This is a genomic window from Janthinobacterium rivuli (genome assembly GCF_029690045.1).
GTDB classification, from domain to species: domain Bacteria; phylum Pseudomonadota; class Gammaproteobacteria; order Burkholderiales; family Burkholderiaceae_D; genus Janthinobacterium; species Janthinobacterium rivuli.
On the sequence record NZ_CP121464.1, the window covers coordinates 4411395 to 4431122 of the forward strand.

Annotated in this window: 15 protein-coding genes; 7 read left to right on the plus strand and 8 right to left on the minus strand. The window is 64.1% G+C overall.

Annotation, left to right across the window (positions count from 1 at the left end; translation table 11 throughout):
• Window positions 1-72 precede the first annotated feature (72 nt).
• Both P9875_RS20050 and P9875_RS20055 read left to right on the plus strand, forming a co-directional pair.
• Window positions 73-2778, plus strand: a complete 2706-nt coding sequence (locus tag P9875_RS20050; RefSeq protein ID WP_278316411.1) for a M1 family metallopeptidase — start codon at window positions 73-75, stop codon at window positions 2776-2778.
• Between the two features lie 538 nt (window positions 2779-3316).
• Complete coding sequence (locus P9875_RS20055) at window positions 3317-4045, plus strand: YceI family protein (protein ID WP_278316412.1); 729 nt, start codon at window positions 3317-3319, stop codon at window positions 4043-4045.
• Here P9875_RS20055 and P9875_RS20060 read toward each other — a convergent pair.
• Window positions 4008-4637, minus strand: coding sequence for a LysE family translocator (locus P9875_RS20060; protein ID WP_034754929.1), 630 nt, complete (start codon window positions 4635-4637; stop codon window positions 4008-4010). The genes P9875_RS20055 and P9875_RS20060 overlap by 38 nt on opposite strands.
• A gap of 155 nt (window positions 4638-4792) precedes the next feature.
• On the opposite strand from P9875_RS20060, the gene P9875_RS20065 reads away from it, so the two are divergent.
• Entirely contained in the window at window positions 4793-7684 is a 2892-nt protein-coding gene (locus tag P9875_RS20065) for a hybrid sensor histidine kinase/response regulator (RefSeq protein ID WP_278316413.1), read from the plus strand.
• On the opposite strand, the gene P9875_RS20070 is transcribed toward P9875_RS20065, so the two are convergent.
• A complete protein-coding gene (locus tag P9875_RS20070; RefSeq protein WP_278316414.1) occupies window positions 7669-8580 on the minus strand; it encodes an alpha/beta hydrolase in 912 nt (303 codons plus the stop codon). The genes P9875_RS20065 and P9875_RS20070 overlap by 16 nt on opposite strands.
• Window positions 8577-11732 (minus strand): NAD(P)-binding protein, encoded by a 3156-nt coding sequence (locus P9875_RS20075; protein WP_278316415.1) that lies wholly within the window; start codon window positions 11730-11732, stop codon window positions 8577-8579. Before P9875_RS20075 ends, P9875_RS20070 begins: the two co-directional genes overlap by 4 nt.
• Window positions 11733-11931: 199 nt before the next feature.
• On the opposite strand from P9875_RS20075, the gene P9875_RS20080 reads away from it, so the two are divergent.
• Window positions 11932-12480 (plus strand): phosphohydrolase, encoded by a 549-nt coding sequence (locus tag P9875_RS20080; protein WP_278316416.1) that lies wholly within the window; start codon window positions 11932-11934, stop codon window positions 12478-12480.
• Between the two features lie 362 nt (window positions 12481-12842).
• Entirely contained in the window at window positions 12843-13442 is a 600-nt protein-coding gene (locus P9875_RS20085; protein ID WP_255206157.1) for a hypothetical protein, read from the plus strand.
• 418 nt (window positions 13443-13860) lie between these two features.
• Here the strand turns inward: P9875_RS20085 and P9875_RS20090 are convergent, their stop codons facing one another.
• Window positions 13861-14055: a hypothetical protein gene (locus P9875_RS20090; RefSeq protein ID WP_035827717.1), complete on the minus strand. Its 195-nt coding sequence runs from the start codon at window positions 14053-14055 to the stop codon at window positions 13861-13863.
• Between the two features lie 246 nt (window positions 14056-14301).
• Here P9875_RS20090 and P9875_RS20095 point away from each other — a divergent pair, with 246 nt between their 5' ends.
• Both P9875_RS20095 and P9875_RS20100 read left to right on the plus strand, forming a co-directional pair.
• Complete coding sequence (locus P9875_RS20095) at window positions 14302-14889, plus strand: chromate transporter (RefSeq protein ID WP_176388452.1); 588 nt, start codon at window positions 14302-14304, stop codon at window positions 14887-14889.
• Entirely contained in the window at window positions 14886-15470 is a 585-nt protein-coding gene (locus tag P9875_RS20100; protein ID WP_278316417.1) for a chromate transporter, read from the plus strand. The genes P9875_RS20095 and P9875_RS20100 overlap by 4 nt, the downstream gene beginning before the upstream one ends.
• A gap of 2 nt (window positions 15471-15472) precedes the next feature.
• Here P9875_RS20100 and urtE read toward each other — a convergent pair whose 3' ends face one another.
• From urtE to urtB, 4 genes are read right to left on the minus strand one after another with little or no spacing between them, the layout of a single operon-like run.
• Window positions 15473-16171: an urea ABC transporter ATP-binding subunit UrtE gene (gene urtE / locus P9875_RS20105; protein ID WP_278316418.1), complete on the minus strand. Its 699-nt coding sequence runs from the start codon at window positions 16169-16171 to the stop codon at window positions 15473-15475.
• A 6-nt stretch (window positions 16172-16177) separates the two neighbouring features.
• Complete coding sequence (gene urtD / locus P9875_RS20110) at window positions 16178-17008, minus strand: urea ABC transporter ATP-binding protein UrtD (protein WP_278316419.1); 831 nt, start codon at window positions 17006-17008, stop codon at window positions 16178-16180.
• On the minus strand, window positions 17005-18126 hold the full coding sequence (urtC, locus tag P9875_RS20115) for an urea ABC transporter permease subunit UrtC (RefSeq protein ID WP_035820141.1): 1122 nt from the start codon (window positions 18124-18126) through the stop codon (window positions 17005-17007). The genes urtD and urtC overlap by 4 nt, the downstream gene beginning before the upstream one ends.
• Complete coding sequence (urtB, locus tag P9875_RS20120; protein WP_278316420.1) at window positions 18123-19709, minus strand: urea ABC transporter permease subunit UrtB; 1587 nt, start codon at window positions 19707-19709, stop codon at window positions 18123-18125. The genes urtC and urtB overlap by 4 nt, the downstream gene beginning before the upstream one ends.
• Window positions 19710-19728: the final 19 nt, after the last annotated feature.

A 19728-nucleotide genomic window follows, 5' to 3' on the forward strand; every position in this document is an offset into this window, starting at 1 on the left:
TCCCGCTACCGCCATCCACGCTCGCGGCCTACCCGGCTGGCGGGCGTTTTACCCATGAACGAAGGGCATACCATGCATCGCACACCGACTCCGCGTTTCCGCCGCAGCCAACTGGCCGCCGCCGTCCTGGCACTGACCGCCGTCACCGCCTTTACCACGGGCCACGCCGCCCCCGCCGCCAAATACGCCTCGGCCAGCCACGCCCTCGGCACCACCACGCAGCTGCCGCGCGGCGTCACGCCCTTGCACTATGCGCTGTCGATCACGCCGGATGCCGCCGCCTCCACCTTCAAGGGCGCAGCCGCCATCAAGGTCGCCGTCGACGCGCCGACCAGCAGCATCACCTTCAATGCCCTGAACCTGGCGTTTGCCGGCGCCGCCATCGAAGGCGCGGGCGGCAGCAAGCAGGTGATGCGCAAGATCGATATCGATGCGGACAAGCAGACGGCTACCGTGCATTTCGCCCAGCCGCTGGCCAAGGGCGAGTACCTGTTGCGCATCGACTACAGCGGCAAGATCGGCACGCAGGCCACGGGCCTGTTCTCGCTCGACTACGACACGCCGCAAGGACGCCAGCGCGCGCTGTACACGCAGTTCGAAAATTCGGACGCGCGCAGCATGCTGCCGTCGTGGGATGAACCGGACTACAAGGCCACCTTCGCGCTGGACGTGATCGTCCCGAGCAGCCAGATGGCCGTCGGCAACATGCCGGTCGCCAGCAGCGAAGACCTGGGCAATGGCACCAAGCACGTGCGCTTCGCCACCACGCCGCGCATGTCGACGTATCTGCTGTTCTTCGGCCTGGGCGACTTCGAGCGCGCCACGGCCATGAGCGACGGCACGGAAATAGGCGTCATCACGAAGAAGGGCGCGCTGGCGCAAAGCCGCTTCGCGCTCGACGAATCAGCCGCCCTGCTGCGCGAATACAACGATTATTTCGGCGTGCGCTACCCGCTGCCCAAGCTCGACAACATCGCCGCGCCGGGCCGCAGCCAGTTCTTCGGCGCCATGGAAAACTGGGGCGCCGTCTTCACCTTCGAATACGGCCTGCTGCTCGACCCGACCATCTCGACGCAGACCGACAAGGAAAACATCTACACCACCCTGTCGCATGAAATGGCGCACCAGTGGTTCGGCGACCTGGTCACCATGCGCTGGTGGGACGACCTGTGGCTCAACGAAGGCTTTGCGTCGTGGATGGAAAGCCGCACGACGGAGCGTTTACACCCCGAGTGGAACACGGCCCTGTCCAACGTCGGCGGGCGCGAATCGGCCATGAGCCAGGATGCGCTGCGCACCACGCACCCGGTGGTGCAGCGCATCGCCACCGTGGAACAAGCCAGCCAGGCCTTCGACGGCATCACCTATCAAAAAGGCGAAGCGGTGATCCGCATGCTCGAAGCGTATGTCGGCGCCGACACGTGGCGCACGGCCGTGCGCAACTACATGCGCAAGCATGCGTATGGCAATACGGTGTCGGACGACCTGTGGCGCGAAGTCGATGCGGCCGCCGGCAAGCCCGTCAGCGCCATCGCCCATGATTTCACCCTGCAGCCGGGCGTGCCGATGATCACCGTGAGCGACGCCGTATGCAGCAAGGGCAGTACGCGCGTGACCTTGACACAGACGGAGTTTTCCAAGGATCAGCCGGACAAGAAGCCGCTGTCGTGGAAAGTGCCGGTGATCGCCTCGACGGTCGGCAACGGCAAGCTGGCCAAGGTGGTGCTCAAGGATGGCAAGGCGACCCTGAACGTGCCCGGTTGCGGCGCCCTGCTGGTGAACGCGGGCCAGAGCGGCTACTACCGCACCCTGTACGCGCCAGCCGGCACGCGCGCGCTGGCGGGCAGCTTCGCGCGCCTGGCGCCGATCGACCAGCTGGGCTTGCTGGCAGACAGCCAGTCGCTGGGCATGGCGGGCTTGCAGGACCCGGCCGGCTTCCTGGAACTGGTGAAAGCCACGCCACTGTCGGCCGATCCGCAAGTGCTGGGCCGGGTGGCCGCTTCGCTGAACAGCCTGTATGAGCAGTACGCCGGCGATGCCGCGCGCCAGCAGGCTTTCGGCCGCTTCGCCATGGCGCGCCTGGCGCCGATGATGGCGCAGACGGGCTGGGAAGCGCGCGCCGGCGAAGCGTCGAGCGTGGCAACCCTGCGCGGGCGTCTGATTGCCATCCTCGGCGACATGGGCGAACCGGGCGTGATCGCGGAAGCGCGCCGCCGCTACGCAGCCAGCGAACAGGCAGGTGAGCAAAATCCGTCCGCCATGCCCGCGCCGCTGCGCCGCACCATCCTGGGCGTCGTGGCCCAGCATGCGGACGCCGCCACCTGGGAGCAGCTGCACGCCAAGGCGCAGCAGGAAAAGACGCCGCTGGTCAAGAACCAGCTGTACGACCTGCTGGCGTCGACCGACGATGCGGCCCTGGCGCAGCGCGCACTGGCGCTGGCGCTGACGGATGAACCGGGCGTGACCAACAGCCCCGCCATGATCTCGCGCGTGTCGCGCACGCATCCGGAACTGGCCTTCGACTTCGCGCTGGCGCACCTGGAGCAAGTCAATGCGCGCATCGACGCCAGCTCGCGCAGCCGCTACTTCCCGCGCCTGGCCGCCGGTTCGGCGCAGCCGGACATGATCGCCAAGCTGGAAGCGTATGCACAGGCCAACCTGCCGGCCGGCGCGCGCGGCGACGCCGACAGTTCCGTGGCCGGCATCAAGTACCGCATCAAGGTGCGCGCCGAGCGCCTGCCTGCCGTCGATGCGTGGCTGGCGAAGCAAACGGGTTGACAGGGGAGCAAACCAACCTCCCGGCGCCTGGCGTCGGGAGGAAGAAATCGCAGGCAAAAAAAAACCGGCTTCGCAAAGTGCGGTAGCCGGTTGAAACGCTGTATCAGAGCGCAGGGATAAAACGGAAAACACATGAAAAAGTGGAAATCGTGCCGGTCATTGAGGTGTCCGGCAACCTTGCGCCCGGGGTTTCCGTGCGCCATGTATCCACTATGCCAGTCCTTCCCTCGGGCAGGCTTAGGACTTCATTAAAGCCCCCGTATTTTCCCGCTTTTACCCCGCATGCCTTGCCATCGCAGCAATTTCACGCTGCGCCAGCCTGTCTGGTGCCGATGGTTGAGCTCACCGGCTAAGCTGTTGAGTCATGCCTGCATCCTATCGCTCCCGGAACGTAGTGACTTGCGCACCGCATGCTGTGTGCCAACGAAAGCATCATAACAGCGCCATATGACCGCCTTATGACGTAGCTCTAACATTGCACGCGCGCCGCTGCGTGGATCGCGTACCATTCCCCCATCGCCCTTGTTCCTGCCGCCCCATGTTCAGACTGCACCTTCGCACCGTTTTTCTGCTTGCCTGCGCCATGCTGGCCGCTTGCACGCCCTTGCCGCCCGCCCCTGCCCCGGCTTCCACTCCTGCCCCCCCTGCCGCCATGCCCGCGCCAGCGTGGCAGCGACAAGGCGTGCAGCTGCTGCACATCGCGCCCGAAGAATCGCTGCTGACCATCACCGTGCGCCGTGGCGGCGCGCTGGCGCGGCTCGGGCATGACCACGTGGTGGCCAGCCGCAGCCTGCAAGGCGTGGTGGCGCCCGCGCTGGGACGCGCGCAGTTCCGCTTCCGGCTCGACGCAATGAGCGTGGATGAAGCAAGCCTGCGCCAGGCCGCCGGCCTGACGACGGCGCCGTCGGCCGACGCCATCGCCGGCACGCGCCACAACATGCTGGTGCGCGTGCTCGAGGCGGAACGCTATCCGTGGGTGAGCATCGACGCCCGGCGCACGGGCGACAAGGAGGTGTTCGAGGCCGACATCACCCTGCATGGCGTGACACGCACGCTGCGGCTGCCGGTGCGCATCGAGCAAACGGTCGATGGCCGCCGCCTGCAGGCCAGCGGCAGCCTGCTATTAAAACAGAGCGACTTCGGCATCGTGCCCTTCGCCGTCCTGGGCGGCGCCATGGCCGTGCAGGATCAGATGGAGCTGGCTTTTCGCATTACCGCCCGGCAAGAGGTCAGCGCGCCAGGATCAGGCGCAAGCCCAGGCCGATGAAAATCGTGCCGGCCACCCGGTCGAGCCACAGGCCGGCGCGCGGGCGGCGGTTGAGCCACAGGCCGACGGCGCCGGAAAAGTAGCCGAGCAGGCCGAACAGCACGCAAGCCTGCGCCGTGAAGACCAGGCCCAGCTGCGCCGTCTGCCAGCTGGCATTGCCCTGGCCCGCGACGATAAACTGCGGCAGGAACGACAGGAAAAACAGCACGACTTTCGGATTGATACTGTTGGCAAACAATCCCTTGCCGAACAGGCGCAGCAAGGATTCGTCGGGCAAGGCCGCCGCGCCATCGACTCTGGCGCCGCCGCGGCTACGCAAGGCGCCGATGCCCAGCCACACCAGATATAGCCCGCCGGCCACTTTCAGCGCCGTAAATGCCGTGGGCGAGGCGGCCAGCAGGGCCGACACGCCGATGGTCGCCAGCACCGTGTGCGTGAGGCAGCCAAGGGCGCAGCCCAGGCCGAACGCCATGCCCTGGCGACGCCCGCGCGACATGCCCACGCCCAGCACCATCAGGTTGTCGGGACCGGGACTGGCGGTGATCAAAACGGCGGCGGCCAGGAAGGCCAGGAACTGGTCGGGACTGAGCATGAATATCTCACGGGCAAAGGCGCCATGATACCGGAGCGGACGCCATGCCGGCAGGACATGAAATTGCCGTATGTCACCGAGAGTCGATTAAAATGGGTACTCCACAGCAAACGGCGTTGCCGCCGGTTTCCGCGCGACCATCACCCAACCCATCGATGCCAGCCCACCCGCCCCTTTTGCGCCACCGCGCTTCCAGCTCCCGCGCCAGCGCCTGGCTATGCAGCTGGCCGCTGCTGATCGGCCTGCTGCTCGGCCTGCTGGGCCTGGCGGGCGCGGCGCAGGCGGATCCCTTACTCCTGAGCAAGCAAGGCATCCAGCATCTGGGTAACGGTGGACAACTGTTTCTCGCCGGCGGTGACGCCGCGCCTGCCGATGCGGCCGCCCTGCCCGCCTGGCTGGCGCGCCAGCGTCCAGCTGAACAGGTCGACCTGCTCGGCGGCGCCTACTGGCTGCATGCGCAGGTGCGCAACGACAGCAGCGAAGCGGCCTGGGTCATCGACCCGAACGATACCCTGATCGACCTGGTCGACCTGCACGTGTATGGCCCCGGACCGCACACGGCGCCGCGGACCTTGCTGACGGGCTACCAGCGCCCGCACGAGTATTTGTTGCACTACGGCAGGAACGTGCAGCTGGCGCCGGGCGCCACGTATGACATCCTGATCCGCTTTTCCAGCCCGTATTACGCGCGCGCGCCCCTGTTCGGCGTGAAAACGCAGCAGGACTACCGCAAGCTGGTGGGCAAGGAAAACTTCCTGATGGTGGCCTCGATCGGCGCCCTGTTGGCGCTGGGCCTGTTCAATTTTTTCATCTTTTCCATCACCCTGGAAAAAGCCTCGGCCTATTACGCGCTGTACGTGCTGACCTATGGCCTGGCCTGGGCCATGACTTTCCACGTCTTTGCCGACCTGTTCGACTGGCATAGGCTGCAGCTCCATTACGTGCCGTTTTTCCTGCTGCCCGTCTTCAGCACCCTGTTCTACATGCATTTTCTGCGCCTGCGCGACTACTCGCCCCTGCTGTACCGCATCAGCAAGGTCAACCTGGTGCTGCCCTTGCTGCTGCTGCCCAGCTGCTTCTTCGCCCTGTCGTATGCGCACACCCTGGCCACCATCGCCATCAGCATCTGGATGCTGCTGGCGCTCATCTGCGGCATCGTCGTCTGGTGCCGCGGCTATCAGCCGGCGCGCTTCTTCGTGCTGGCCTTCGTCGCCCTGATGCTGCCCGGCTTTCTGATCCTGCCGGCCAACCTGGGCCTGATGCCGGCCATGGTGGCCAACGCCCAGCTGGTCACCCTGCTCGGCGGCACGTTTGATGGCTTGCTGCTGGCCTTTGCCCTGGCCGACCAGATCCGATTGCTGCGCAACAACCTGGAACAGCGGGTGCAGGAACGCACCCTGGCGCTCACCCTCAGCAACGACGCCTTGCTGAAGGCCAAGGAGCACGCGGAAGTGGTCAGCCGCCACCGCATCGATTTTCTGTCCGCCATGAGCCACGACATCCGCACGCCGCTGGCTGGCGTGATCGGCATGCTGAAATTCGCCCTGCGCGACCAGTCCGTGCGTGGCCGCACGCAGGAATACCTGCGCATCGGCCTGCACAATGGCGTGTCGCTCCTGACCATCCTCAACGACATCCTCGATTTCTCGAAGATCGACGCGGGCAAGCTGACCCTGGAAACCGTGGACTTCGACTTGCTGGCGCTGATCGGCGACGCGGCCGGCATCGTGCAGGGCCAGGCCGACGCCAAGAGCCTGCTGCTGCGCCGCGAACTGGCGCTGGACCTGCCGCGCTACGTGCGCGCCGACCCGACGCGCCTGCGGCAGATCCTCATCAACCTGCTGGGGAACGCGCTGAAATTCACGGCCAATGGCGAAGTGCTGCTGGAAGTGCGGCGCGCCCGCACGCCGCCGCGCCACGACGGGCGCAGCGAGATCGAATTCATCATCAGCGATACGGGTACCGGTATCGACGCGGACACCTTGCCGCGCCTGTTCCAGAAATTCGAGCAGGCCGACCATTCCACCACGCGCCGCTACGGCGGCACGGGCCTGGGCCTGGCCATCTGCAAGGAACTGGTCGAACTGATGCAAGGCACGATCGGCGTGGAAAGCCGGGTCGGCATCGGCTCGCGCTTCCATTTCACCTTGCCGCTGACGCCCGCCAGCGCGCCGGCTGCCGACGCGCGCCGGCCGGCACGCCAGGCGCGCCACGCCTGCCGCCTGCGCATTCTGTGCGCCGAAGACGTGCGCACCAACCAGATCATCATCGGCACTCTGCTCGAAAGCATGGGGCATGCCGTGACCATCGTGGAAAACGGCGAGCAGGCGCTGCGCGCGCTGGGCACGGAACCCTACGATTGCGTGCTGATGGATGGCCGCATGCCGCTGATGGATGGCGAGCAGGCCGCGCGCCTGATCCGCGACGGCGGCAACGCGCAATTCCCCATTCCCGACGCGCACATCCCCATCCTCGCGCTGACGGCCAACGCCAGCGAACATGACCGGCAACGCTACCTGGCTTGCGGCATGGACGATTTCCTCAGCAAACCCGTCGACGAAGCGCTGCTGTTCGAAAAAATCGACGCCCTCATCGACCTGCTGCTGGCGCGCGGCCAAGCGCTGCCGCCGGCCGCGCCCGTCGAAGATGACGCCCTGGCGCGCCAGTTCGGTCTGGACGACGCCAACGACGAGCCGCCCGCACCGGCCGATCCCATGACGGCGCCCGTGCACATTCTGCCGCTGGCAGGCCTGTCGCCGCAGCACTTGCAGCGCATCGCGCAAGCGTTCCTGACGGAAGCGCCACGGCGCCTGGACCTGGCCTGCCACGCCGTACGCGATGGCAACGCCAGCGCCGCCGCTGCCGCCTTCCACGCCTTGAAGGGCAGCGCCGGCTACCTGAGCCGACCCACCCTGCACGGCCTGTGCCACCAGATGGAAACCCTGGCGTCGAACGGCCAGCTCGACAACGTGGAGCAGTTCCTGCCGCAGCTGCAGGCGGCACTCGACGTGGCGCGGCGCGACCTGGAAGCTCAGCCCGCCGGCTGAACCATCCAGCCCTGCGCTTGCAGCCACGCCAACAGCAGTTGCGGCCACGCGGCCGGCTCGCTGCCCGGCTTGCCCAGGCCCCAGCCATGGCCGCCGTGCTGGAACTGGTGCAGCTCGACGGGCACGCCCGCGCGGCGCAGGGCGGCGGCCATCAATGCACTGTTCTCGGGCGGCGACACGCTGTCGTCGAGCGCCTGCGCGATGAAGGTGGGCGGCGTGCGCGCATCGACGTGCAATTCCACCGACAAGGCGTCGCGCGCCGCCTGCGCGGGATGGGCGCCCAGCAGCTCTTTCTTCGCGTGCGTCGTGTCGAACGGACGCTGCATGGTCAGCACGGGGTACAGCAGCACGACGAAATCGGGCCGCGCGGAGACGCCATCCATCGCATCGACGGACGCATAGCGGGGGGCGTCCGGCAGGACGGCCGTCATGCCGGCCAGGTGCGCGCCGGCGGAAAAGCCCAGCATGCCGATGCGCGCCGGGTCGATGCCCCATTCGGCCGCGCGCGCACGGATCATGCGCATGGCCCGCTGGCCATCCTGGAATGGCGCGGCCACCCCACCGCCCTCCTGCGGCAAGCGGTACACGAGTTCAAACGCCGTGACGCCGTGCGCCTGCAGCCAGCCGGCGGCGGGGCCGCTCTCCTTGCCCGCCTCGATATGCGCATAGCCGCCGCCGCTGACCACGAGCATGGCGATACCGTTCGGCTGCGCCGGGCGGTGCGCGATCAGATACGGTTGTTCCACCTGCGTGATGGAGCCTTTGGCGCTGTCGCGCTGCGGCCCCGGCGCCGCGCCACCGGGCGGCGCGCCGGGCCAAAGCAGCATCGCGCTGGGTGGCGCGGCGCCCGCGTGCAGGTGGAGCAGGACCAGGCACACCAGCATCAGGCGTTTCATGCCTTGAAATCCGTCTCGCCCTGGATCACGGCCGGATAGCCCGTCATGGCGCGCGACGTCTGCATGCCCGCCATCACGGCCGCCTCGACGCAACCCGCGTTGAGGCCCGTCTTGATCCAGTCGCCCGTCAGGAACAGGTTGGAAAAGCCCGACTGGTCGGTGGCCAGCCGGTACTGGGTGCTGCCCACCACCGACATCACGTAACGCTCGGACGGGTCGACGTTGGCGCGCCAGTACTGGCTGTCGAAGCGCGCCGGGCCCGCCCCCTCCTTCGCGTCGACCAGCCATTGCCATGGAAACGCGCCCGGCGCGCCCGCCTCGGGCCACAGCGCGCCGATCTCGCGTTCCAGCTGGTGCAGCGCGCCCTGCTTCGCCCTGGCCGCGCAGCGGGCGGGGAAGTCCGTGTCGGTGACGGGCGGGTAGCTGTCGACGGGGAAGGCGCTGCAAAAATACGACACGTTTTTCGGTTCCAGCCCCGCCGGCCAGTCTTCGTGCGCCAGCAACTGGTCCATCGGCGCCCACGTGTCGTACGGCTCAGTAAAAGCCGACAGCACCGGCTGCTGGCCCTTGGGCTGCGTGGTCCAGCCCATCTGCGCCAGGTTCTTGTTGAGCCACACCTGATAGGCCTGCGTGGCCACGGTTTGTACCTTGTCGGCCGCCAGTTGCAGGGCCGGGCTTTGCGCCAGCAGTTGCGGGCACAGGGCTTGCAGCGAGCCGATGGAAATGCCGAACACCACCTTGTCGAAATCGACACCCTTCTTCAACACCGTGGCGGGCAGCGCGCGGCCGAACGCCTGCTGGTACTGCTGCGGCCAGCCGCTCCAGTACGATTCCAGGTTGACGTCCTGCGCCTGCAGCAGCGCGGCCTGGGCCGGTTCGATCTGCGCGTAATCGGGCGCGCTGGGCCAGCAAGCCAGGCCTTTCACGTCCACCAGCGGCGCGTAGCCGGCGGCCGGGTCCTTCAATTGCACCTGCTGCGTGATGCGGATGCTGGCTATGTCGCCCGCGCCCGGCACCAGTTCTTCCACGCGCTGGAAGAATTTGAATTCCACGCCCCTTTTCTTCAGCACTTCGTACAGCGGCGTAAAAATCGTGTCGCCCATGCCGGCCTGCATCTTGAACATGATGCCGCCCTTGTAGGCCAGGCCGATGCGCGCCATCGAGCGCAAGAGCGTCCCCGCCTCGATGTTCGGTTTCGAAAAATCGCCGCCTTCATAGGCGAAGACCAGGTCGTAAAAGCCGCGCACGGGCGCCGAGTTGACGCTGAACTGCTCGTCGCCGCCATGTTTTCGCAGCCAGGCGCGGAAATCGATGTCGTTGATGACGTCAAAGCCGTGCTTGAACACGCCATCCTCGAACATGCCTTTCATGACCGTGATGCCCAGGTCCAGGCAAATGAACAGGCGGCGCAATTCATCGTCGCCATCGATCAGGGCCCGGTAGCGCAGGCGCAGCCACGCGCGAATGCCGTTCAGGGTGCTGGCCAGCAGCTGGTGGCGCGCCTGGTCGTGGCGCGTGGAGTCGGGCGCCAGGTCAGCCACCAAGGCCGCCAGGGCGCCGACGGACAAGCCCACGTCCAGCCCCAGTTCATCGGCCTGCCCCACCACTTCATCGGCCAGGCGGCGCAGCCAGCCCGGCCACACGCCTTCGCCTTGCGAGGCACTGGCGCTGGCACTGGCACGCTCTATGCGCGCGTCGGCGTCCGCCACTTGCCGGATCTGGCGTATCCACTGTTCGATCCAGCCCACCATGGCGATGGCCATCTGCCACAGCGTGATGTCTTCGCCGCCCTCGCCCGGTTCGCCCGGCAAGGTGGGAAAGACGATGGACCAGTTGCGCCATTGTCCCTTGACGTCTTCCGACAAGGCTACGTAATCGTGCTGCTTGAAAGCGTCGCGCCAGGTGGCCAGCGGCGCGCCCGGCGGACGCTCCAGGCTCGCATACGCTTCCTTGATCATCTTGAAAGCGTTCGCGTAGAAGCCGAACCAGATGTGCAAGCCGTGCTCCTCGATGCGCTGGCCCACTTGCGCATTGCGCCCGCTGGCGCCCTTGCCGCCCAGGCGCCAGCCCAGCTGGTAGACGGTGATGGCATGCCTGTTTTGCCAGCCCGGCTGGTTCGTCAAGTAATACGCGGTGGTCATGGCCGCCACGCCGCCGCCGAGGATGGCGATCCTTTCCGGCGCGATGCGGGAATTGTCGACCAGTTCCTCGCCCGGCATGGCCGTGAAATCGAAGTTCACATTGAACGGCAAGATCGCCGCCTGCGGCCCCAGTTGCAAACCCAGGGTCTGGTCCAGCGGGAAGCTGTCGAACGCGTGCAAGGTACATTCGTATTCATAGCCGAGCAGGCGCGCGCTGTGCAGGCGGTTGATCTCGGCCGGCGCGGTCACCAGGGCCTGGTACACGGCTTTCACGCCCGCGCTGTCGGGGAATTGTTTGAGGAAAATCTGGTCGATGCGGGGCTTGCGCAGCAAGGACAGAATATCGGCCCAGCCAGCTTGGTCCATGTCGAAGAAATCGGGGATGGAGAGGAAAATCTGGAATGCCTGCTCGATGAGTTCCAGGAAACTGTTGATGGGTTTGTGCGGCCCCGTCTGCACGGTGGCGTTGACTTCCAGCAACGGGTGCAGCGCCAGTTTCGTTTCCGGCGAAAAATGCTGGAAGCCCTTGGCGGCCACGGAGCAGCGCAGCGGCTCGCTGCCGGCGGCGGGAATCTCGTAGTCGCACAGGTATTTCGGATAGCCAAACAGTTCGCGCCCGTTGATCAAGGCCATCGCGTCATCGACGAAAATATGGCACGGGTACCAATAGACATGCGCGAGCTTGCCCGCGTCATCCATCTGGCCGACCATGATCCAGGTGACGATGTCGACTTCCGTGATCCAGCCCTTGGCCTGGTCGACGGGATTGGCGGAGTCCGCATGGTTGACGCGCGTAAAGGTCAGCATCACATACGGCGACAGGGCTTTCAGGGTCATCTTGCTGCCCGCCACTTGGTTCAGGGTGGTATTCACGGTCGCTTGCAGTTTCGCCAGGTCGCCCCGGACGAAATAGCCGTACATTTCCGACTGTTTCAATTGCAGCGGCGCATGCATCATCACCGAACCGCCCTGATAGATATACGAAGGTCTTGCCGAAGGTGTCGCCGTCATTGCCCTGTCCCCTTTAAGTTTCAGTCAAACAAGATTTCTACAGTGTATTTGAGAAAGATCAATGAATGATATGAAATAAATTAAAGGATTTGCCAAGATGCATAGGCTCATCCGGAAAGCTGCCTGCGCACGTCGGCCGGGGCAAGTCCATGCCATCGGGTGTACGATGCAGCATCTTGAGCGTTACGAGCACCATGCCATGGCAATGATTACCACCGACTACGTTTCCACTTATTTAGGCAACCGTTTTTACCCCTTGCGCCCGCATATCGACAAGGTCGCCATCGAGGACATCGCCCACGGCCTCGCTTACCAGTGCCGCTTCAATGGACAGACGCAAGTGTTTTATTCGGTCGCCCAGCACAGCCTGATCGTCGCCGAACTGGTGCCGCCCCATTTGCGCCTGGCCGCCCTGCTGCACGACGCGGCCGAAGCCTACCTGGGCGACATGGTGAAACCCTTGAAAGTGCTGCTGCCGGAGTTTGCCGTGCTGGAAGACAAGGTCAGCGCCATCATCGCCGCCACGTACGGGCTGGATTTTTCCGATTACGCGCCCATCAAGCAGGCCGACCTGATTGCGCTGGCCACGGAAAAGCGCGACCTGATGCCGCACTCGGCCGAGCGCTGGGCTTACCTTGACGGCATCGCCCCCTTGCCCGGTATAATCGAAGCCATGGGTCCGGCCGAAGCCAAGCAGCGCTTCCTGCACGCCTTTGCCCGGTTGAGCGGACTTGGCCTCGCCGCATGAATGCTGGCACCTTGCCGCACGAACGGGCGCTAAGCCACGGTTTTTGCACGGCTTTTTTAGATATCCACAGCAACTGTGGATAAAGTTGTTGATAAGCCCCTCTTGACAAGCCGCAACACCAGTATTGATGCGGGTTTCAACAATTTGCTGATTTCACAGGCAATTTTTTACCCCAATGAAATCAATGACTTGCAATCATGAATTTGCGCTTAAGCAAACTTACTCTGCCACCATGAAAATATATTTTTCTGTGCATAAGCATTCCTGGCGACACGGCGTCTTGCTTGAACCGCATTGTTTTGACAAACCCCGCAGACTGGCATAGTGTGGAGTAGCGAGCACGATCAACGGTGGATAAACGCATGAATATGGATAGCGATAGCGCCGCCAAGGGGGCGGACGAACCGGACTGGCTGGTCGATGAGCCGCTGGAACGGACAGACGCGACGGCAGAGCCTGCCACCGCGGCGCCATGGCGCGTGCTGATCGTTGATGACGATGTCGACGTGCATGTGGTCACCAAGTTCGCCCTCAGCCAGGCCAGCTTCCAGGGGCGCCGGCTGAGCTTTTTGCACGCGTATTCAGGTGCCGAGGCCCTCAGCTTGCTGCGCGGCACGCCCGATATCGCTGTCGTGCTGCTCGATGTGATCATGGAAACCCAGGATGCCGGGCTGCAAGTGGCGCGCCAGGTCCGCGAAGAATTGCACAACAGCGCCGTGCGCATCATCCTGCGCACGGGCCAGCCCGGCCAGGCGCTCGAGCACCGCATCATCATCGACTACGACATCAACGATTTCTGGTGCAAGACCGACCTCACCACACGCAAGTTGTTTACCACCGTGATCGCCTCGCTGCGCACCTACGCCACCTTGCGCGAAGCGCAGCAGCAAGTCGCCGAACTGGCCGCCGCCCTGGCCCAGTGCGGCAACACGCCAGCGGCGCCAGCCGGCGGCACGCCCTGAGCATCGGCCGCTACTTTCAGTCATAAAAAACAAGAACACTGGATAGGCATACAGGCTTGCGGCATGCCCCATTTTGGCCCCTTTTTCCCGCCGATGGCGTGTGCTGAGCGGCGCCAATTTCCTAAGTGGCGGATTGTTAAGCGCTTTTTCAGATATCCACACGGACTGTGGATATCTTTGTGGATAAGGGCCTATTGACAGCCTTCAAAGCCACAGCCCATGCGGCTTTCAATAAACTGCCCAATCAAACAGCAAAAATAAAATCCATTAAAATCAAACACTTATAAACTCACACATAATCACGGGAAAATTATTTCGTCAATTTCGTTATCCCATCATTTGTGCATAACTGAGCCGTAATGATCAAACCGACAACACCAGGCTAACGCTACCGGCAACACAGTTGCCGTGCGGATATTCAATGCAGGCTCTGGCGGCGCTGCTCCGGGTGCAGCAGCACTCTCTCGATCAGTTCGGGGGCGACATTGTATGACTTCAGGTATTCCAGCGCGCACAAGGTGCTGAAGGCGGCCTGCACGGCAATGCCCAGATTGACGATATCGCACATCTTCTGGTCGACGCGCACATGGCGCACCACTGGTATGGCAGGCATATGCAGCGTTTCTGTGGAATGAGGCATGATGGACAACTCCTGCGAAGGGGACGGAGGGGGGAGACGGCGTAGCGGTGCGAACCGCGACAGCGCGAAATGGGACAGTGCTCGTGTTGCCGCTAAAAGTATTGCCGATAAACTCTCGATGTCAATGGCAGGGAAACATGAGCCACGGTTTTTTTCTTGCAGGCACAAGCGCTGCCGAAAGCGATGGACAAGCGCGAACGGCCACGGCGATAATCAGCTATGCCCTCACCCTCCTCCCTTCCGCCCGACCAGCCCCGTCCGCAACCCGCCTCGCTTGCCGACCTGTTCTTCTCGTTCACCTGGCTGGCCCTGCAAGGCTTTGGCGGCGTGCTGGCCGTGATCCAGCGCGAGATGGTCGAGCGCAAGCGCTGGCTGACGCAGGAAGAATTCCTGGAAGACTGGGCCGTGGCGCAAATCATGCCCGGGCCAAATGTCGTCAACCTGTCGCTGATGGTGGGCGGGCGCTATTTCGGCTTGAAGGGCGCGCTGACGGCGCTGGCCGGCATGCTGGCCGCGCCCCTCATCATCGTGCTGGTGCTGGGTGTGCTGTACACGCGCTTTGGCGACAATCCGCAGATGGCGGGCGCCTTGCGCGGCATGGCGGCCGTGTCGGCCGGCATGATCGCCGCCACGGGCGTGAAACTGGCGACCGCGCTGACCAAGCATCCGCTGCCCCTGTGGCTGACCTTGTCCATCACCGTGCTGGGCGTACTGATGGTGGCGATCTTGCGCTGGCCCCTGCTGTACATCCTGCTGGGCCTGGGCGGCATCGGCTGCCTGCTCACCTATCGAAAGCTGTCTCCATGAATCCGCCCTTGCAACTGGTGTTGAGCACGGGCGACTGGCTGAACCTGTTCGGCCACTACCTGATGCTGTCGCTGATGTCGATCGGCGGCGCAATTTCCACCACTTCCGAAATGCACCGTTTTCTCGTCGAGCAGCATGGCTGGCTGACGCAGGCGCAATTCAACGAGTCGATCGCCATCGCCCAGGCCGCGCCGGGCCCGAACGTGCTGTTCGTCGCCCTGATGGGCTGGAACGTGGGCATGAACGCGGGCAGCTACACGGCCGCCTACCTGGGCGTGTTCATCACCATGGTGGGCATCATGCTGCCCAGCACCACCCTCACCTACGTGGCAGCCCAATGGGGCTACCGCAACCGCGACCTGCTCCCCGTGCGCGCCTTCAAGCAAGGCATGGCGCCCATCGTCGTCGCGCTGCTGATTTCCACGGGCATGATACTGGGCGGCGCCAACCATGACCTCCGCACCGACTGGCCCCTGTGGAGCCTGTCCATCGTGGCTGGCCTGATCATCTGGCGCACGAAGATCCATTTGCTGTGGCTGCTGGCGGCAGGGGCCGTGCTAGGCTGGTTCCAGCTCGTCTGACCTTACACGGCCAGGTGCCGTTTTACCTCGTCACCATCCATCTGCGCCGCCGGTCCGCTGGCGACGACACTGCCGCGCGACAGCACGATGAATTCGTCGGCCAGCTCGCGGGCAAAGTCGAAATACTGTTCGCATAGCACGATGGCCATGTCGCCGCGCTGTTTCAACAAGGAAATGACGCGGCCAATATCCTTGATGACGGAGGGCTGGATGCCTTCCGTTGGCTCGTCGAAGATGATTAATTGCGGCTCGGCCAGCAGGGCGCGGGCGATGGCCAGCTGCTGCTGTTGTCCGCCGGACAAATCGCCGCCGCGCCGCTGCAGCATCTCTTTGAGCACCGGAAACAGTTCATACACATGGGGATCGATGCGCGACGCTTGCCTGCCCCGCTTGCTCGCCATACCCATCAGCAAGTTTTCCTCGACCGTGAGGCGCGCAAAGATGTCGCGCCCCTGCGGCACGTAAGCGATGCCCAGCTTGGCCCGCGCATGCGGCGCCAGCCTCGTGATGTCGCGACCCTGGAACACCACCGTGCCCTGCGCCACGGGCAGCACGCCCATCAGGCATTTCAGCAAGGTCGTCTTGCCCACGCCGTTACGCCCCAGCAAAGCCAGACACTCGCCCTTGCGCGCCGACAGATTGATGCCGCGCAAGGTGTGCGAGGAACCATAGTATTGATTCAATTGCTCGACTTCCAGCATATGTGTTCACCTTCCCAGATAGACTTCGATGACCCGCTCGTCGGCCTGCACTTCGTCCATGCGGCCCTGCGCCAGCACGGACCCTTCATGTAGCACGGTGACGATGCCTTGCTGGGCAATGTCCGTCACAAAACCCATGTCGTGCTCGACCACCATGATGGAATGCTTGCCGCGCAATTCATTGAGCAATTCCGCCGTGCGCGCCGTTTCCGCATCCGACATGCCGGCCACGGGTTCGTCCAATAGAATCAGCTGCGGCTCCTGCATCAAGAGCATGCCGATTTCCAGCCACTGCTTTTGCCCGTGCGACAGCAAGCCGGCCGGCCGCGCTTCCTGGCCGTTGAGGCGGATCAAGCGCAATATCGCCTCGATCTTGCCTGCCTGCTCCGACGTGAGGCGTGCAAACAGGGTGGGCGCCACGCGCTTGTCCGTCTTCATCGCCAGTTCCAGATTGTCGAACACCGTGTGCTGCTCGAACACGGTGGGGCGCTGGAACTTGCGGCCAATGCCAGCGTGGGCGATTTGCGCTTCCGTCATGGTGGCCAGATTCATGGTCTGGCCAAACCAGGCCGTACCGGACGTGGGCCGCGTCTTGCCGGTGATCACGTCCATCATCGTCGTCTTCCCCGCGCCGTTCGGGCCGATGATGCAGCGCAATTCACCGACGGAAATATCGAGACTGAGCTTGTTGATGGCCTTGAAGCCGTCAAACGATACGCTGATGTCTTCCAGGTACAAAATCGCGCCATGCGTCGTATCGACGCCCTCGCCTTTCACGCGCGCATACGTGGGGCCAGCTTCCGCGCTGGCCATGCCGGGCAACATGCGGATGCTCATGCGGCCTCCTCTGCCACGACGGCCGTTTTTTTGCGTTTGAGCTTGCTCAACACACCGAGCATGCCCTGCTGCATGAACAGGGTCACGACGATGAACAGCAGCCCCAGCGCGAACAACCACAGTTCCGGCAAGGCGGCCGTGAACCAGCTTTTCAAGCCATTGACGGTGAAGGCGCCCAGCATGGGACCGATCAGTGTGCCCCGTCCGCCGACGGCCACCCACACGACCATTTCGATGGAATTGGCCGGTGACATTTCGGACGGGTTGATAATGCCCACTTGCGGCACGTACAGGGCGCCGGCGATGCCGCACAGCACGGCCGACAAGGTCCAGACGAACAGCTTGAACCACAGCGGGTTGTAGCCGAGGAACATCAAGCGCGCTTCGCTGTCACGCACGCCCTGCAGCACCCGGCCCAGTTTCGAGCGGACGATGGCGCGCGCGCCGATCAAGGCGGCCAGCAGGAAGGCCAGGGTCAGCAGGAACAGCACGGCCCGGGTGGCGGGCGCCGTGATGCTATGGCCCAATATCGTCTTAAAATCCGTGAAACCGTTGTTGCCGCCAAAGCCTGTGTCATTGCGGAAGAACAAGAGCATGAAGGCATACGTCATCGCTTGCGTGATGATGGAAAAATACACGCCCTTGATGCGCGAGCGAAACGCAAAATAACCGAAGACAAACGCCAGCACGCCGGGCACCAGCACGACGAGCGCCATGCAATACCAGAAATGTTCCGTGAACGCCCAGTACCAAGGGTAGGTTTTCCAGTCGAGAAAGACCATGAAATCGGGCAAGCTGCTGTGGTACTGGCCCTGGTCGCCGATGGCGCGCATCAGATACATGCCGTGCGCATACGCGCCCAGCGCAAAGAACACGCCATGGCCCAGGGACAGGATGCCCGTGTAGCCCCAGACGAGGTCCAGCGCCAGCGCGGCCAGCGCGTAACACATGAACTTGCCCACCAGCGCCACCGTGTAGGCGGACACGTGCAGCGCATGCCCTTCGGCAAACGTCAGATTAAACATCGGCAATAGCGCTGCCAGCAGCGTGCAGGCGGCAATGGCCAGCCAGACGGGCCGCGTGAACAGGCCCTGCTTTATCGGATAGGAGGTAGTCATTCGACGCTGCGTCCCTTCATGGCAAACAGGCCCTGCGGCCGGCGCTGGATGAAAATGATGATGAACACGAGAATGGCGATCTTCGCCAGCACGGCGCCCGCCACCGGTTCGAGGAATTTGTTCACTTCACCCAGGCCCAGCGCGGCGATCACGGTGCCGGCCAGTTGGCCCACGCCACCGAGCACCACCACCATGAAGGAATCGACGATGTAGCTTTGGCCCAGGTCCGGTCCCACATTGCCCAGCTGCGACAAGGCCACGCCACCCAGGCCCGCGATGCCGGAACCGAGGCCGAAGGTCAGCATGTCGACCTTGCCCGTGGCCACGCCTACGCAATCGGCCATGCGGCGGTTTTGCGTGACGGCCCGCACGAACAGGCCCAGGCGTGTCTTGTTCAAAATCAGCCACACGGCCACCACGACAACGACGGCAAAGCCGATGATGGCCAGCCGGTTGTACGGCAGCACAAGGCCACCGAGCACGGTGACGCCGCCCGACATCCAGGCCGGATTGGCCACTTCCACGTTTTGCGCACCAAAGATCGTACGCACCGTCTGCATGAGGATCAGGCTGATGCCCCAGGTGGCCAGCAGGGTTTCCAGCGGCCGACCATATAGCCAGCGAATCACCGTGCGCTCGAGCGCCACGCCCACCAGCCCGGCAACGAGAAAAGCGGCCGGTAGTGCGGCCAGCAGGTACGCATCCTGCAAGCCAGGCAGGAAGTTGCGGAAAAACAGCTGGCACAGGTAGGTCGTGTAAGCGCCTATCATCAGCAGTTCGCCATGCGCCATATTGATGATGCCCATCAAGCCGAAGGTGATGGCCAGCCCCAAGGCGGCCAGCAGCAGCACGCTGCCCAGAGAGATGCCGTAAAACACATTGCCGGCGAATTCCATGCGCGCCACCCTGCCCTTGATCTGGCGCATGGTCTCGATGGCGGCCAGCTGCACGGCTTCGTCGGGCTCGCCCCCTTTGTCCAGCATGGCTTGCAGCACGGGCAGCAGCCGGGCATCGCTGCTGCCGGCCAGCGCCTGCACAGCTTGCTTGCGTGTGGCCGCATCGGGCGCATGCAGGTTGGCGCTGGCGATCAGCACTTGCAATATCTGTTTAATCTCAGCATCGTTTTCCTGCGCCAGCGCCTTGCGGATCAGGGGAAGCTGCGCGGGATCAACCGCCTTTTGCAAGGCCTGCGCGGCTGCCAGGCGCGTGGCCCGCTCCGGCGCCAGCAGCTGCAAGCCCGACAAGGCGCCCGCCACGGCCGAGCGCAAGCGGTTGTTGACCATCACGCCATCGATGCCGTCCGGCAACGGCACGTTCTTGCCGCTTGCCGGGTCATATGCCTGCTCGCCATCGACGATATACACCGTGCCGTCGGGTGCGGCATACAGGGCATCGCCCTGCAAGGCTTGCAGCACACGGTCGGCCTCGGGCGTGGCCAGGGCGGCGATCTGCGCGACGGCGGCGACCCTGGCATCGGGGTCGTCGCCGGCCAGCGGTTTGAGCAAGGATGGATCGATGGCGGCCTGGGCCATGGATGACAGGCACAGGCAGGCGAAGACCAGCAGCGATGTGAATAGCCTCATTGATATCCCGGAAAAGCGT